We start from the raw sequence: 14,199 nt of genomic DNA, 5'->3' as shown, positions 1-14,199 counted from the left end.
TCCGGTAACTCCCTCCATAATTGCGACCTTTCATTTACCTTGTCGTGGTTGTGATGTTCAACTGAAGATGTGTTCATGGCCAAGCCTAATCTGAAGCCCGCAATAAACGATCCTGAAACCAGTCGCATCAAAGTACCCCCACATTCCGCAGAAGCGGAGCAGGCGGTACTTGGTGGTCTAATGCTTGATAACCGACGGTTCGATGAAATTACCGAGATAATCTCCGCGGTGGATTTCTATCGCCAGGATCACCGGCTGATATTTGGCGCGGTTGAGCGCCTGGCCAGCGAAAACGAGCCGCTGGATGTGGTTACTCTGGCTGAGTTTCTGGAGCGTGCCGGTGATATTGAAGACGCCGGTGGGTTGTCCTATCTGGCCGAGCTGGCAGAGAAAACACCGGGCGCCGCCAATATCCGAGCTTATGCCGAGATTGTTCGTGAACGCTCCATCCTCCGACAGCTTGTGGAAGTATCAGGCACAATTTCAGACTCGGCGTTTAACCCGCAGGGGCGAAACAGCAGCGAGATTCTGGACGAGGCGGAGCGTAATGTATTCCAGATTGCCGAATCCAGAGTTAAAGAAGGTTCAGGGCCCCAGTCGATCAACCCGATACTGACCAAAACCCTGAGTCGCATTGAAGAATTGTTCGAATCCGGTGAGCAAACCACGGGCCTGACCACCGGGTTCCGGGATCTGGATGAGCAAACGTCAGGCATGCAGCCGGCCGATCTCATCATCGTGGCAGGCCGACCCTCCATGGGTAAGACCACCTTTGCCATGAACATTGTCGAGAATGCCCTGATCAGCACCGGCACGCCGGTGCTGGTGTTCAGTATGGAGATGCCGGCAGATGCGCTGGCCATGCGTATGCTGTCGTCTCTCGGCCGTATTGATCAGAGCAAAGTTCGCGGTGGAAAGCTGGAAGAAGATGATTGGCCAAGGCTTACTTCTGCCGTTAGCCTGCTTAAAGACAAGCCTTTGTATATTGATGATACGCCGGGCCTTAGCCCTACCGAGCTCCGCTCACGAGCACGCCGAATTGCCCGGGAGAATGATGGCAAGATCGGCTTGATCATGGTGGACTACCTGCAGTTGATGCGTGTGCCCGGCAACACCGAAGGCCGAACGGCCGAGATTTCGGAAATTTCCCGATCCCTGAAAGGTATCGCAAAAGAGCTGAGCTGCCCGGTGGTAGCTCTTTCACAGCTTAACCGAAGCCTTGAGCAGCGCCCCAACAAACGCCCGATTAACTCGGATCTGCGGGAATCCGGTGCGATTGAGCAGGACGCAGATGTCATCATGTTCGTCTATCGTGATGAGGTGTACAACGAAGATACGCCAGACAAGGGCGTTGCCGAAATTATCATCGGCAAACAGCGTAATGGACCTATTGGCACTATTCGCCTCGCCTTCATAGGCAAATATACAAAATTTGAAGACCTCGCTAGTGGTGACTACGGGGATTACGGTGGAGAATACTGATGCCACGCAGTACCGTCGCCCGCATTGATCTTGATGCTTTGCGCGCTAACTATCGCACAGCTTGCAAGCGTGCAGGTGGCGCCAAGTCCATGGCCGTTGTAAAGGCTGATGGTTACGGACATGGCATTGCACGGATTGCGTCTGCTCTGGCCGACATTGTGCCCAAGTACGCTGTAGCCTGTATTGAGGAGGCTTTCGCGATACGGGCCGCAGGCCATGAGCAACCTGTAGTTTTGCTTCAGGGTGTGCATGCCGCAGGCGATATGGCAGATAGTGTACAAAGTAACTTTGAGCCGGTGGTGCACAGTGAGCACCAGCTAGAGTGGATGGAGCAGAGCGGTGCGGTTCCCGCCTTTTGGCTGAAGGTGAACACCGGCATGAACCGTCTGGGTTTTCGGGCAGACGATTTGCCTGCGGTTATGGCGAGGCTGGAAAAAATGGGCGCAGCGACCAGGCTGCAGGGCTTTGTAAGCCACTTTGCCTGCGCGGACGATGCCGATAGCACCATGACCTTGGCCCAGACCTCAAACTTTGAGGCAGCAACCTCGCCCTGGCCTTCATTAATGAAAAGCGTGGGCAATTCTGCCGCTCACTTTATTCCAGGCCAGCCACTGTTTGATTGGAGTCGCCCGGGCATCATGCTCTATGGCGGCTCTCCGATAGTTGGTAAAACGGGGCCCGAACTTGGTCTTGAGCCAGTGATGAGCCTTGAGGCGCCGCTTATTACCACGCGGGTTGTTAAAGCGGGTGAAAGTGTAGGCTATGGTGCTGCCTGGGTTGCCGAGCACGACACCCGAATGGGTATGGTTGCCATTGGCTACGGAGACGGTTATCCCCGCCATGCCGGAACAGACACGCCGGCGGCAATTGCGGGCCGCCGTATCCGGCTGATTGGCCGGGTCTCCATGGATATGCTGGCTGTGGACCTGAGCAATGCCCCGGAGGCCAGGGAAGGAGACCTTGTTGAACTCTGGGGGCGCACGGTTGGAGTCGATGAGGTGGCAAGCTGTGCCGGCACCATCTCTTATGAACTTCTGACGGGCCTCACCAATCGGGTTCCCAGAATCTCCCGATAACCAGCTCAGCTATTTACCGGCTCATGAATGATTTCCTCGATAAAATCGAGGATAGCGGCCAGGCTGCGGTCATCCAGTTTTTTTAAGTACCTTGTGGACAACCATCTTGCTGCCTTTGAGCATGCTGCTGATGCCTACTTTGGCCATGCTCAGCATCATCTTGCTGGCTTTGCCACGCCCGCGCAACTCTGCCACGGTATAGAGAGCGCGCGTACGCAACCCGTCGGGAATGGGGGCAACAATATGGCTTTGGTGTTTCAGCATGGTGGTCCCTGTGTTGTATGCTTCTCAAAAAAGATGACAACGCTGTGCAGGGCTCGCCCGGCGGCATCTTGAGTCGCGATCATTCTACGAAGCGGCAGCGTGAAGCCATTGGCTATACAGAGCACATGGCGCGTCAAATCAGTTATATCCGGAGGCATTGAACCCCAGTGCATGTACTTGTTGTTCACGACTATGGCCCCTTGGGAAAAGTTCTGCTGGAGCGGCTTAGGGAAACCTCTTTGCATGTAAGTCCCTTACTGGTCAGCGACCCTGCCGGAGCAAATCTCAGCGCCCTCGAAAGCTGGATTCCTGACGACACTGATCTTATCGTCAATGCGCTTTGGCTGGCGGACCCGGAAGCCGCAGAGCGTGACCCTGAGGGCACCCATAAGGCGGCATTTTCACTTCCGGTGGCTATCGCAGAGTTTGCCCGCGATAAAGGCATGGCATTGTTCCAGCTGTCGTCGTGCTATGTATTCGACGGACGTAAACAAAGTGGTTATATCGCCTCTAACCCAGGCCAGCCGGTGAATGAACTTGGCAATTGGCAGTGGGAGGGCGAGCAGGCGTTGCGCACACTTTTACCCCGGCACATCATTTTACGCACCGGTTGGAGCCTTAGCCGCTTTATTCTAAAGGTCCAGAAAAGCACAGCGGCCAATGAAACCCTGACGCTGCCGGGGCGGTGCGTAGGACAGCCCGTGTCAGTGAGGGATCTTGCGCGGGTAATAACAGCCATTATCCAGCAGCTGGATTGCGGCGCAGAGGTGTGGGGAACCTTCCAATATGCCGGCGCTGAGGAGGTCAGCCTTTACGAGCTGGGACTGGCAATTGCCGGTTTGCCGGGCATTCCCGAGGATATTCACGTAGTTGATGATATGCCGGCATGGGGTGCACTTGAGCCGCCGAATACAACGCTGATTTGTACAAAAATTCGCAACACATTCGGGATCAAGCAGTTGCCCTGGCGCTCTGGGCTGGCGAATGAGCTGGCTATGCTGAAAGAGGTGTCGATGCGAGTGGATGCTGCGGGCGCACCGGCCAAATAAGCGCTGCCGGTGCGGGTATAAAGGCGGCTGTTACTGGTTACACTGGCGGGAAAACTCCCGGGTGACCAGTTGCAGCGCTTCAAGATCCAATAACTCGACTTCGCGGCCCCGTGCCCGGATTACCCCTTGGTTCTGGAAGCGAGTGAAAACACGGCTAACGGTTTCAACGGCAAGACCAAGAAAGTTAGCAATGTCATTTCTGGCCATGGGAAGGCTGAAATTGGTGGGTGACATGCGCCGGCGCTGAAAACGGCTGGACAGTGAAAGAAGCAGTGCTGCAATACGCTCTTCGGCCGTATTTTTGCTCAACAACATGGCCAGCTGATGGCTGTTCTGAATTTCCTGGCTCATCAGACGGTACATGTGATGCTGTAGATCCGGAAGCTTGCCTGTGAGCTCTTCCAGCTTGTCCACCGGGAACTCGCACACGCTGGTGCGCTCCAGTGCCTTGGCTGTGCAGGCGTAAGATTCGCCGCTCATGCTGTCCAAGCCTACAAGCTCACCGGGCATAAAGAAACCAGTGACCTGCTCTTCGCCGCTTTCCGAGATAATCGAGGTTTTGATCGAACCACTTTTTACCGCAAAGCAGGAGCGAAACGGCGTGCTCTGGTCAAAAATGTGCTCACCACGATTGTAAATGCGACCCTGTTGAACGATTTCTTCCAAACTGCCCAGATCGTTCTCTTCAACGGCGAGAGGTAGACACAGGTTACTCAGGCTGCACTGCTGACAGGACGCTTTCAGGGCAGGGGGAACTTGGCGGAATCTGAGTGCTTGAGCCATTGCTTGTAAACCATCCAATTTGATGCAAGTCAAATAACTACTCTAATACGCAGGAACCAATTTGCCAATGAGCAAATCTCAGGATATGCATAATTGGTTCAATTGCGGCGGCCGGAGCCGGGTATTCTGGCTTTTTTTGAAGCGGCTTTCTTCTTGGTTAACTTTGACTCCTTTTCAGCTTCTGCCAATGCGGCCTGCTGTATCTCCTGCTCCACCATTTCGGGCGTTTCAAGAGAGATTCGGCCTAAGGTGCCTGCTCTAAATTCATTGAGCAGCACTTCGGCGACCTTGTGCAGGTCGGGCACGCCGCCGCGCCCCAGGAAGCGCCGCTTCTCTGCAATAGCATCCATAAGCGCGAGGCCATCTGCCGGCAGTTCATCTAAGCCATACCGGGCTTTAACCAGCGCGGGGTAGGCTTCTCGCAGGTAGTCGGCTTCAAACAGGGCGATATCCTCAAAATCCAGAACAGAGCTGCGTATGGCTCCAGTGATCGCCAGCCGGTAGCCACATTCTTCCGGAGAGAGTTTTGGCCACAGGAAACCGGGGGTGTCGTAAAGCAAAATGTTGTCGGGTAGTTTGATGGTTTGCTGTGCTTTGGTCACTGCCGGTTCATTGCCAGTTTTTGCAGCAGGGCGACCGGCGAGGGTATTGATGAGCGTGGACTTGCCAACGTTGGGTATGCCCAGAATCATTACCCGCAATGCGCTTTTCTGGCGGTCGTGGTTTGGTGTCATCTCACCAGCAAGCCGGAGAATGTCCAGGGCCTCTCCGCGTTGGTTGTGGGTGAGAGTGATCGTTCTTACGCCGCGCTCTCTTTCCAGCCAGGTTTGCCATTGGGCCGTAATTACCGGATCAGCGAGATCGCGCTTGTTAAGGACTCTGAGTAGTGGCGTATCGCCTCGCAGGGCCGGCACCAACGGATTTTCGCTGCTGAAGGGGATACGGGCGTCCAGTACCTCAATGATGAGATCCATTTGAGGCATGATCTTTTTGATCTCCTTGCGGGCCTTGTGCATATGCCCTGGAAACCAGTTAATGGCCATCGGTTACGCTCCGTAAACAGGTGAATTCCGCCATTATGAAGGGGAATGACCAAACTTTCACATTTGTTTCAATGCACGTGTGTGGCGGGTTTTGGGCGTGCCTGGCTCACAACCTGTAGAAAAAGAGGGGATATCGGGGTGAAATACAGGGGCGGGATGCTTTAGGGTGTTAACCCGGCTAGTTACCGAAACTAAATTGTAAATGGAGATTTCTATGACGCTCGCAAAACTGTTCGGCACCGCCCTTGTTGCATTGAGCCTGTCGGCCCCGGTGCTGGCCCAGCAAGCTGGTGCGGCTCCCCAAGGAAGCGCGGCTCAGACCGACCAGGTAGGCCAGCTGGCCCAGATGGTGGGGCTTTCCGACGATCAGCAAAAAGAAATTCGCGACATTCTAGAGGAAATGCAGGGCGAAATTGGTACCTTGCGAGAGGAGGCTCGTGCCTTGCAGGAGCAGATGCAGGCAGAAATCAAAGCTGATTACGATGAAGGTGCCATTCGCGAGCACGGGGAAGATCTGGGTGAGGTAACCGGTGAAATCGCAGTGCTTTCGGCTCTCATGCAGGCCAAAGTCGATAGTGTGTTCACTCAGGAGCAGCGTGACGAGCTGGACAAGAAGATGCAAGAGATGCGTCAGCAAATGCAGCAGCGTCAGATGATGATGCAGCAGCAAGGCCAGTAATATTATAGGCCCTGTTACTTACCCGGCTTTCGGGAAGGGTAGGTAACAGGGCAGTGCGCTACTCAACGTGTTTGATTGGAATCTGCATTGCATTCGAGCTTGCAGGCACCTCAGGCGCCGCAAGCCCCAGATTATTTTTGTCGAAGACCCTGTCCGCCCGGTAGCTGGACCGCACCATAGGCCCTGAGGGCACCTCCATAAAACCTTTCTCCAGACCTATCTCACGGTACTGATTAAACTCTTCAGGTGTTACGTAACGCTCCACAGGGAGATGATTTGGCGTTGGGCGCAGGTACTGGCCAAGAGTCAGGATATCCACGCCAATATCTCGGAGATCGTCCATGGTGGCAAGGATCTCCTCGTGGGTCTCACCCAAGCCCAGCATCAGGCTGGTTTTGGTGAGTACGTCGGGCCGGTAGTGCTTGGCGTGGGCCAGCACACTGAGTGTCTTTTGGTAGCCAGCACGAGGATCACGCACCCGGCGTGTAAGCCGCTCGACGGTTTCGACGTTCTGTGCGAACACTTCAAGGCCGGAATCCAGCACCTTCTCCACATCAGGCATTACCGCATCGAAGTCGGGTGTCAGGGCTTCCACAGCAACTTCAGGTGTGCGTTTTTTGATTGCCGAAACGCAGGCTGCATAGTGGGCGGCGCCGCCGTCCTCCAGATCGTCGCGGTCGACCGAGGTAAGCACAATGTAACGCAGGCCCATGAGCTCAACAGACTTTGCGGTATTTTCCGGCTCGTCCTTGTCGAGCCAGCCGTTAGGGTTGCCAGTGTCCACTGCGCAGAATCGGCAAGCGCGAGTGCACACTGAGCCCATTACCATGATGGTCGCCGTGCCAGCCGTCCAGCACTCACCAATATTGGGGCAGTGGGACTCCTGGCATACGGTACTCACCCGGTTTTCAGTGACATTCTTGCGCACGGCCTCAAAGCGCTCGCCACCGGGCATTTTGGCTCTTAGCCAACTGGGTTTGCGCTCAACCGATACAGGCTCCTGATTTGCCGTGCGTTTCTGGCCATCTTTGATCGCTGAAAAGCCATGCTCGTTACGGAATTTGGAACCACTGGTGACGCGGGGCTTTGCGCTTTCGCTCATTGCAACCGGACTCTCATTAAGACTTGGGGATCTCTAGAGAATAATCCGCTGAAGGGGTAGTTACAAGGTAGGTAAGGGCAATCACGGGGTGTTTGGAAGGGGGCCGGGCACGACTTTCGTCGCACCCGGCTGAGGTTTCCGGATATAAAGCAATCAGGCCTGGGCTTTTTCCAGGGCTTGCGTAATGTCAGCCAGAATGTCGTCCACATGCTCAATGCCGATGGACAGGCGCACCAAGTCTTCACTCACACCGGCATTCTCAAGCTCTTCCGCATTTAACTGGCGGTGGGTGGTTGTGGCGGGGTGGCAGGCCAGTGATTTGGCATCACCAATGTTCACCAAGCGGTAAATCATCTCCAGCGCATCAATAAACCTGGCGCCAGCTTCGCGCCCGCCTTTGATCCCAAAGCTCACGATGCCAGAAGCTTTACCGCCGCAGATTTTGTCGCAGGTAGCTTTAAAGGGGCTGTTGGCCAGAGCTGCATAGTTCACCCATTCCACTGCGGGATGATCCTGCAGGAAGTTGGCAACTTTCTCGGCGTTCTCGCAGTGGCGCTCCATGCGTAAACCCAGAGTTTCCAGGCCCTGCATAATCAGGAACGAGTTGAACGGCGAGAGGGCAGAGCCCGTATTACGCAGTGGCACAACGCGACAGCGACCGATAAAGGCAGCGGCGCCCAGGGCTTCTGTGTAAACCACGCCGTGATAGGAAGGATCCGGCTCGTTCATCATCGGGAACTTGGCACCATTGGCTTTCCAGTCAAACTTGCCTGAGTCCACCACGCAACCGGCTACGGTGGTACCGTGGCCGCCAATGTACTTGGTGAGAGAGTGCACAACGATATCCGCACCGTGCTCAAACGGGCGGCAGATATAAGGTGTTGCTACGGTGTTGTCCACGATCAATGGGATACCATGCTTGTGCGCGACTTCAGCCCAGCGTGCAATATCCACTACGTTGCCGGCAGGGTTGCCAATGGACTCGCAGAACAGAGCGCGGGTCTGGTCATCGATGGCATTCTCGATGGCATCAAAGTCGTCGTGGCGAACCATGCGGCACTCAATGCCCTGGTTCGGCAGTGAGTGGGCAAACAGGTTGTAGGTGCCGCCATACAGCTGGCTGGTGCTCACAATGTTGTTGCCAACACGGCAAATGGTTTGCAGGGCATAGGTAATGGCAGACATGCCCGAGGCTACCGCGAGAGCGCCCACACCGCCTTCAAGGGCGGCCATGCGCTCTTCAAGCACGGAGTTGGTCGGGTTCATGATGCGGGTGTAAATGTTGCCTGCAACCTTCAGGTTAAATAGATCGGCACCATGCTGGGTGTCATCAAACGTGTAGGAGGTGGTCTGATAAATGGGGGTTGTGGCCGCCTTGGTGGTCGGGTCGCCTTTGAAGCCGGCGTGGAGGGCGAGCGTCTCGAATTTCATAATAACTTCCTTGGGAATGGATAGTTGGCGTTGTTCAGTTCGGGCATCAGTATGCCATATAGATTTGGTGGGGTTTATAACGGTATGCAATCGTGACATGCCTGAACATAATATGCTTGCCTTACAAGCCCCGCTGGGGAATTGTGTGCAACAAATTATTGAGGATCAAGGGTATGTCTGATGAGTAACTGGGTTTTGCTGGGGATCGCCATAATTGCCGAGGTTGTTGCCACCTCTGCACTTAAAGCGAGTGAAGGGTTTACTCGGCTGACACCATCCGTGGTGGTTATTCTGGGGTATGGTGCTGCTTTCTATTTGTTGTCGTTAGCGTTGCGCACCATTCCGGTTGGTATTGCCTATGCGATTTGGGCTGGGCTGGGTATTGTTTTGATAGCCGCGGTGGGCTGGTTGGCCTTCGGCCAAAAGCTGGATGCCTGGGGCATGGTTGGTATGATGCTGATTGTTTCCGGTGTGTTTGTATTGAATGTGTTGTCCCGAACCGGGGTTCACTGAGGGGGAGGTGTCACAGCGTCTGTGTCGGGAAAGATGGTGTCGTAGCACCAAGTAAACACGAACGCATAAACCAGATAGAACAATGCAAAAGAAACGTCCACCAGAAGCGCTTCCAGAAGGCTTATATCCATCCACCAGGCAATGATCGGAAGGAATGCGAGTAACAGCCCCGATTCAAAGCAGACTGCATGTATGAAGCGATGTTTCAGGGATTTGCGGGTTGAGCCAGTAAAGCGTTTCAGTGTGTGGTCAAAGCCCAGGTTGAAGATGTAGTTCCACGCAGTGGCAAGCGTAGCCCCAATCAGCCCGAGCACGCCGGTTTTTTCAAGGGAAAAACCGAATGCGAAGGCTGCGAGGGGGATGGAAATGAGCAACCCGATAACTTCGAAGGAAACCGCTTGCCGGATTCTGTCGCCGGTGGTTCTCATTGGAAAGCTCCACAGTTAAAGAGAGGTGAATGTTTTCGTCCGTTGAAAACGAAAAAAGGCCGCGACGTGAGTCGCAGCCTTTTCGAATAATGGTAGCAAGGGGCGGAGTCGAACCGCCGACCCCAGCATTATGAGTGCTGTGCTCTAACCAACTGAGCTACCTTGCCATCGCTTCATCAATGGAAGCGGCGCGTATCTTATGTACGGAGAGCAGAGGTGTCAAGAGGTGGCCGATAAAACTGTGCCAAGAGCTGATCTTTTGAGCGCAGATTTTGCACTTTAAGCATTTTTAAACAATGGTTTATGGATTTTTTCAGGAATAAATAAAACCTGGAAAATATTGCCAGTGGAGCAGGGGTTGGGTGAAACTGCATAATAGCGTGTATCATTATGCGATTGTCGGACGTTCCCATTTTGGAATTGGAATCTAACTATGCAACCGAAAGAAATAGTGGCGCAGTTCATTGCCGGCATCCATGCGCAGCGCTTGGATGAGGCCAAGGCCTTGTTGGCTGAGGAGGGCTTTGAATATGTAGGGCCCAACATGCGGTTTCTGAATCGTGATGACATGCTGTCTTACCAGTTTGGTATGGTTGCCATACAGAAGGATCTGATTCTCCGCCAGCTCAGTGCCGATGGTGAGCACGTATTTGCAATTCTGGATTATCAGACCCACTTTGAGCCAATCGGGGATGTACGGCTTGCGGTCTGGTTTCGTGTTCAGGGTGACAAAATCCAGACCGTTGAAGCCTTTTACAATGCCGCTGTGGTAGAGAATATGTTGGGAGGCAACCTGCCTTCAGCTAATCCCTAGTGTGGCTTACTCGTCAGGCACCCGTGGGGCGGTATTGATGGCGTCGCGCAGCAAATCGGATAAGCGGATCACGCCCAGCAGGCGGCGTTGCTCGTCAACCACCGGGATGTCCTCAACGCGACGCTCCACGTGCTGTTGAAAGAGGTCGTGCTGATATAAAATGTCGCCGACATCCTCATCGACGCTGGCGCACATCACTTGATCGTCCATATGATCGGCGACTGTTCCGAGCGTGATCCGCTCCACCAGTTCGCGCAGGCTGAGTGTGGGCCGCAGCTCTGCCAGTAGCAGGGTGGCCACATGCCAGAAACCCAGATGTCCGCAAACCTGTCCTTCGGCATTGAGAACAAAGAGATCGCGCCCCTCCGGATCATCCAGCAGCAGTCGGGCGGCATCCTGAAGGCTGCACTCACTGGCGACGGTTAATGCTTTGACCGGATGGATTTTGAGCCATTCACTGGTCTTCATGTTGCCTCCTTACTCTTCTCGCTGGCTTCAGCGCTTTGGCTGAGCTCGCCGGCCCGCGCCAGGCCAAAGCGCGTTGCCATCGCACCCAATGTTTCAGTAAGCAACGTGGTTGCCGTGACAATATTAACGATCAGCAGCGCAGAATCCCCCAAGCTCGGCACACTGGTGAGCATTAGCGCCATACCTATGGCTACCCCGCCCTGTGGCAGCATGATCAGGCCCACGTTGTGACTGATCACTCGTGGTGCGCCGGCGAGGCGTGCGCCCACCATCGCTCCGATTATTTGGCCGCCCGCCCTTAACAGAAAGTATAGTACGATCAACCCCGCATGACTGAGTACGACGGCAGGCGCGAAATGCAGCCCGGCGAGGGTGAAGAACAGCACGAACACCACTTCCTGAAGTTGCTCGAGGGGTCGGAATAACGGCTCGGAGTGGGCGCCCGCAAACATTCGGACTGAGAAGCCCAGCGTCATCGCCGCGAGCAGTGGAGAGAAGTGCCAGGTTTCCGCCAGCCCGGTTAGCAGGATGATCCCGCCGAGTAATGCAACCAGTTTCAGTTCCTGCTCGGGCAAGTATCGTGCGGCACGTTCTATCGCATAAGCGCCGGCCGCCCCGAATCCGATTGCCGCAATGATCTCCCAAATGACTGCTGGAATCGCAGAGGTAAAACCGGCGCTGTCGATGGCGGCCAATACCAGTGAAAAAATCACCAATGCCAGCATGTCATCAAGCGCGACCATTCCCAGTAGTGCGGTGGTTAGCGGGCCGCGAGCCCTGTACTGGTGGATGATCGCTACAATGGCAGCCGGAGCGGTGGTGGTGGCAATCGCTGCAAGCAGCAGCGTAAAGGTCCAGCCGGGTACATCGGCTACGGTCGTGCCCAGTAACGTAAAACCCACCAGCACGGCTACAAAGCTACCGCTGACCTTGCCAAGCGTGGCTGTGACGATAGTCCAGCCTAATTGGCGCAATTGCGAGGCTGTGACTGCACCGCCAATCAGATAAGCAATGACGCCGAGCGTGACGGCAACGACCGGTCGGGTCCACTCAGTCGTTGCGGCCCCCAGGAGCCCACCCAGAAAATCGGGCGCAAACAGCATGCCGGCCAATATGTAGCCCACTACGCGGGGTACATTAAACAGGGCGCTGCCCAGTGCGCCGAGTGTAAGCCCGGAGATCATTAATAATCCGATCAGCAGGATTTCCACTTTGACTCCATTATCTTTATTTTGAACCGTTGATTCGCGGTGTTGTGAAGAATGTGCCGAGTGTACCATCGACGGGACACGCTTCCCGGGTTGGTGCATCTCTCGCGCTGCAGATTTTTGCGCTAGACTGCTGTTCATGACTACAACTTTAAGTGCCATTTGTGGCGATATTACTGTTCTGACTGTTGATGCCATCGTGAATGCTGCTAATTCGTCGCTTCTTGGTGGTGGTGGCGTAGACGGTGCTATTCACCGTGCTGCTGGCCCGCAGTTGCTGGAAGAATGTCGGGCTCTTCAGGGCTGTGAAACTGGAGATGCCAAGATCACCAAGGGTTACCTCCTGGCAGCAAAGCATGTGATCCACACAGTGGGCCCCGTGTGGCATGGCGGATCCAGCAGGGAGGCGGAATTGTTGGCTTCGTGTTACCGGGAAAGCCTGAAGCTGGCGGTCAATTCAGGTTTGTCCTCAATCGCCTTCCCGTGTATCAGTACCGGAGTCTATGGGTTCCCGGCTGCGCTGGCGGCGAGTATTGCAGTGAAGACGGTACGAGAATTCGTGGCTTCGGAGTCTGCATTTTCAGAAGTGGTGTTTTGCTGTTTTTCAGATGAGGATCTGGAGTTGTACCAGGGCTGTCAAATACCCGTTCGACAGCCCTGAATGCAAGTCAGGCAGATTTAAACGTTAAACCGGAAGTGAATCACATCGCCGTCCTGAACGATGTATTCTTTGCCTTCCAGGCGCCATTTCCCGGCTTCTTTAGCGCCAGCTTCGCCGTTGTACTGCACAAAGTCGTCGTAGCCAATAACCTCAGCACGAATGAAACCGCGCTCGAAGTCCGTATGAATCACTGCAGCGGCTTGCGGGGCTGTTGCGCCGATTTTTACCGTCCATGCCCGCACTTCCTTAACGCCTGCAGTAAAGTATGTCTGTAGACCCAGCAGGTTGTAGCCCGCGCGGATAACCCGGTCCAGGCCTGGCTCACCCATGCCCATCTCTTCAAGGAACATGCTTTTTTCGTCGTCTTCCAGCTCGGAGATTTCAGCTTCAATTTTATTGCAGATGGGAACCACGACGGCATTTTCTTGCTCGGCGATCTCGCGCACAGTGTCCAGGTGAGGGTTGTTCTCGAAACCATCCTCGCTCACGTTGGCAATGTACATGGTTGGCTTGATGGTGAGCAGGCACAGTTCGCGGATAAGCAGTAGCTCGTCACTGTCCAGCCCCATGCCCCGCACTGGCTTGCCTTCGTTCAATACCGGCAGAAGCCGTTCAAAAATTTCAATCTGGGCCTTGGCTTCTTTGTCACCGCCTTTGGCGATACGCTGAACACGCTTGATAGCCTTCTCAACGGTGTCCATATCTGCAAGTGCAAGCTCGGTATTGATGATCTCAATATCCGCTGCGGGATCAATTTTGTTGGAAACGTGGACAACGTTGGGGTCTTCAAAGCAGCGAACCACGTGGGCGATAGCTTCAGTTTGGCGAATGTTCGCCAGGAACTGGTTGCCCAAACCTTCACCTTTGGATGCACCTTCTACAAGGCCGGCAATGTCCACAAACTCCATGGTTGTAGGCACGGTGCGCTGTGGTTGGACGATCTCTGCCAGTTTATCCAGTCGTGGGTCGGGCATGGCAACCACGCCTGCGTTTGGCTCGATGGTGCAGAACGGGAAGTTTTCCGCGCCAATGCCCGCTTTGGTCAGTGCGTTGAACAGGGTGGATTTGCCGACGTTTGGCAGGCCGACGATGCCGCAGTTAAAACCCATGGAATGCCTCTGCTGGTACTGGAAAGTTTGGCCGGATTATACCGGTGTACGCCAAAGGGTGCGAGTGAGGGAAATCAGGGCTGGTAGAT

Annotated in this window: 15 protein-coding genes, 1 tRNA gene and 1 pseudogene; 7 read left to right on the top strand and 10 right to left on the bottom strand. The window is 54.7% G+C overall.

The window, feature by feature from the left end; translation table 11 throughout:
* Nucleotides 1-75 precede the first annotated feature (75 nt).
* Both dnaB and alr read left to right on the top strand, forming a co-directional pair.
* Complete coding sequence (gene dnaB / locus CDH47_RS11850; RefSeq protein ID WP_100640099.1) at nt 76-1,482, top strand: replicative DNA helicase; 1,407 nt, start codon at nt 76-78, stop codon at nt 1,480-1,482.
* Nucleotides 1,482-2,558, top strand: coding sequence for an alanine racemase (alr, locus tag CDH47_RS11845; protein WP_100640098.1), 1,077 nt, complete (start codon nt 1,482-1,484; stop codon nt 2,556-2,558). Before dnaB ends, alr begins: the two co-directional genes overlap by 1 nt.
* A 5-nt stretch (nt 2,559-2,563) precedes the next feature.
* Here alr and CDH47_RS11840 read toward each other — a convergent pair.
* Nucleotides 2,564-2,822: pseudogene (locus CDH47_RS11840) on the bottom strand (hypothetical protein).
* A 167-nt stretch (nt 2,823-2,989) separates the two neighbouring features.
* Here CDH47_RS11840 and CDH47_RS11835 point away from each other — a divergent pair.
* Entirely contained in the window at nt 2,990-3,871 is an 882-nt protein-coding gene (locus tag CDH47_RS11835; protein ID WP_100640097.1) for an SDR family oxidoreductase, read from the top strand.
* A 30-nt stretch (nt 3,872-3,901) separates the two neighbouring features.
* Here the strand turns inward: CDH47_RS11835 and fnr are convergent, their stop codons facing one another.
* Nucleotides 3,902-4,654, bottom strand: a complete 753-nt coding sequence (gene fnr / locus CDH47_RS11830) for a fumarate/nitrate reduction transcriptional regulator Fnr (protein ID WP_100640096.1) — start codon at nt 4,652-4,654, stop codon at nt 3,902-3,904.
* Between the two features lie 98 nt (nt 4,655-4,752).
* Entirely contained in the window at nt 4,753-5,697 is a 945-nt protein-coding gene (gene ylqF / locus CDH47_RS11825) for a ribosome biogenesis GTPase YlqF (RefSeq protein ID WP_100640095.1), read from the bottom strand.
* 214 nt (nt 5,698-5,911) lie between these two features.
* Between ylqF and CDH47_RS11820 the strand changes: the two genes are divergently transcribed.
* A complete protein-coding gene (locus CDH47_RS11820) occupies nt 5,912-6,376 on the top strand; it encodes a Spy/CpxP family protein refolding chaperone (RefSeq protein ID WP_153045479.1) in 465 nt (154 codons plus the stop codon).
* 58 nt (nt 6,377-6,434) lie between these two features.
* On the opposite strand, the gene lipA is transcribed toward CDH47_RS11820, so the two are convergent.
* Nucleotides 6,435-7,478: a lipoyl synthase gene (lipA, locus tag CDH47_RS11815; protein ID WP_100640093.1), complete on the bottom strand. Its 1,044-nt coding sequence runs from the start codon at nt 7,476-7,478 to the stop codon at nt 6,435-6,437.
* Nucleotides 7,479-7,631: 153 nt separating this feature from the next.
* Nucleotides 7,632-8,909, bottom strand: a complete 1,278-nt coding sequence (locus tag CDH47_RS11810) for an O-acetylhomoserine aminocarboxypropyltransferase/cysteine synthase family protein (protein WP_100640092.1) — start codon at nt 8,907-8,909, stop codon at nt 7,632-7,634.
* Nucleotides 8,910-9,089: 180 nt separating this feature from the next.
* Between CDH47_RS11810 and CDH47_RS11805 the strand changes: the two genes are divergently transcribed.
* Entirely contained in the window at nt 9,090-9,422 is a 333-nt protein-coding gene (locus CDH47_RS11805; protein ID WP_100640091.1) for a DMT family transporter, read from the top strand.
* On the opposite strand, the gene CDH47_RS11800 is transcribed toward CDH47_RS11805, so the two are convergent.
* Together CDH47_RS11800 and CDH47_RS11795 are read right to left on the bottom strand one after the other, a co-directional pair.
* Nucleotides 9,416-9,850: a PACE efflux transporter gene (locus CDH47_RS11800; RefSeq protein ID WP_100640090.1), complete on the bottom strand. Its 435-nt coding sequence runs from the start codon at nt 9,848-9,850 to the stop codon at nt 9,416-9,418. The two genes, CDH47_RS11805 and CDH47_RS11800, sit on opposite strands and share 7 nt — an antisense overlap.
* Before the next feature lie 90 nt (nt 9,851-9,940).
* Nucleotides 9,941-10,017 (bottom strand) — tRNA-Met (locus tag CDH47_RS11795).
* Between the two features lie 266 nt (nt 10,018-10,283).
* Here CDH47_RS11795 and CDH47_RS11790 point away from each other — a divergent pair.
* Entirely contained in the window at nt 10,284-10,664 is a 381-nt protein-coding gene (locus CDH47_RS11790) for a nuclear transport factor 2 family protein (RefSeq protein WP_100640089.1), read from the top strand.
* A 6-nt stretch (nt 10,665-10,670) separates the two neighbouring features.
* On the opposite strand, the gene CDH47_RS11785 is transcribed toward CDH47_RS11790, so the two are convergent.
* Both CDH47_RS11785 and CDH47_RS11780 read right to left on the bottom strand, forming a co-directional pair.
* Entirely contained in the window at nt 10,671-11,132 is a 462-nt protein-coding gene (locus tag CDH47_RS11785; RefSeq protein ID WP_100640088.1) for a CBS domain-containing protein, read from the bottom strand.
* Entirely contained in the window at nt 11,129-12,343 is a 1,215-nt protein-coding gene (locus CDH47_RS11780) for a cation:proton antiporter (protein WP_161494489.1), read from the bottom strand. Before CDH47_RS11780 ends, CDH47_RS11785 begins: the two co-directional genes overlap by 4 nt.
* 136 nt (nt 12,344-12,479) lie before the next feature.
* Between CDH47_RS11780 and CDH47_RS11775 the strand changes: the two genes are divergently transcribed.
* Nucleotides 12,480-13,001 carry an O-acetyl-ADP-ribose deacetylase gene (locus CDH47_RS11775; RefSeq protein ID WP_100640196.1) on the top strand — a complete coding sequence of 174 codons (522 nt, stop codon included), beginning with the start codon at nt 12,480-12,482 and terminating at the stop codon, nt 12,999-13,001.
* A gap of 17 nt (nt 13,002-13,018) precedes the next feature.
* Here the strand turns inward: CDH47_RS11775 and ychF are convergent, their stop codons facing one another.
* A complete protein-coding gene (gene ychF / locus CDH47_RS11770) occupies nt 13,019-14,110 on the bottom strand; it encodes a redox-regulated ATPase YchF (RefSeq protein ID WP_100640086.1) in 1,092 nt (363 codons plus the stop codon).
* Between the last annotated feature and the right edge of the window lie 89 nt (nt 14,111-14,199).

It is taken from the genome of Marinobacter salexigens (assembly GCF_002806945.1).
Taxonomy (GTDB): Bacteria; Pseudomonadota; Gammaproteobacteria; order Pseudomonadales; family Oleiphilaceae; genus Marinobacter; species Marinobacter salexigens.
The sequence above is the reverse complement of the archived record's forward strand: the minus strand, read 5'-3'. Positions and strand labels throughout refer to the sequence as shown.

Excerpts from the sequence above, each read along its gene's own strand:
- dnaB (WP_100640099.1), top strand. The coding sequence starts at position 76 with ATGGCCAAGCCTAATCTGAAGCCCGCAATAAACGATCCTGAAACCAGT.
- alr (WP_100640098.1), top strand. The coding sequence starts at position 1,482 with ATGCCACGCAGTACCGTCGCCCGCATTGATCTTGATGCTTTGCGCGCT.
- fnr (WP_100640096.1), bottom strand. The coding sequence starts at position 4,654 with ATGGCTCAAGCACTCAGATTCCGCCAAGTTCCCCCTGCCCTGAAAGCG.
- ylqF (WP_100640095.1), bottom strand. The coding sequence starts at position 5,697 with ATGGCCATTAACTGGTTTCCAGGGCATATGCACAAGGCCCGCAAGGAG.
- CDH47_RS11820 (WP_153045479.1), top strand. The coding sequence starts at position 5,912 with ATGACGCTCGCAAAACTGTTCGGCACCGCCCTTGTTGCATTGAGCCTG.
- lipA (WP_100640093.1), bottom strand. The coding sequence starts at position 7,478 with ATGAGCGAAAGCGCAAAGCCCCGCGTCACCAGTGGTTCCAAATTCCGT.
- CDH47_RS11810 (WP_100640092.1), bottom strand. The coding sequence starts at position 8,909 with ATGAAATTCGAGACGCTCGCCCTCCACGCCGGCTTCAAAGGCGACCCG.
- CDH47_RS11805 (WP_100640091.1), top strand. The coding sequence starts at position 9,090 with ATGAGTAACTGGGTTTTGCTGGGGATCGCCATAATTGCCGAGGTTGTT.
- CDH47_RS11800 (WP_100640090.1), bottom strand. The coding sequence starts at position 9,850 with ATGAGAACCACCGGCGACAGAATCCGGCAAGCGGTTTCCTTCGAAGTT.
- CDH47_RS11790 (WP_100640089.1), top strand. The coding sequence starts at position 10,284 with ATGCAACCGAAAGAAATAGTGGCGCAGTTCATTGCCGGCATCCATGCG.
- CDH47_RS11785 (WP_100640088.1), bottom strand. The coding sequence starts at position 11,132 with ATGAAGACCAGTGAATGGCTCAAAATCCATCCGGTCAAAGCATTAACC.
- CDH47_RS11775 (WP_100640196.1), top strand. The coding sequence starts at position 12,480 with ATGACTACAACTTTAAGTGCCATTTGTGGCGATATTACTGTTCTGACT.
- ychF (WP_100640086.1), bottom strand. The coding sequence starts at position 14,110 with ATGGGTTTTAACTGCGGCATCGTCGGCCTGCCAAACGTCGGCAAATCC.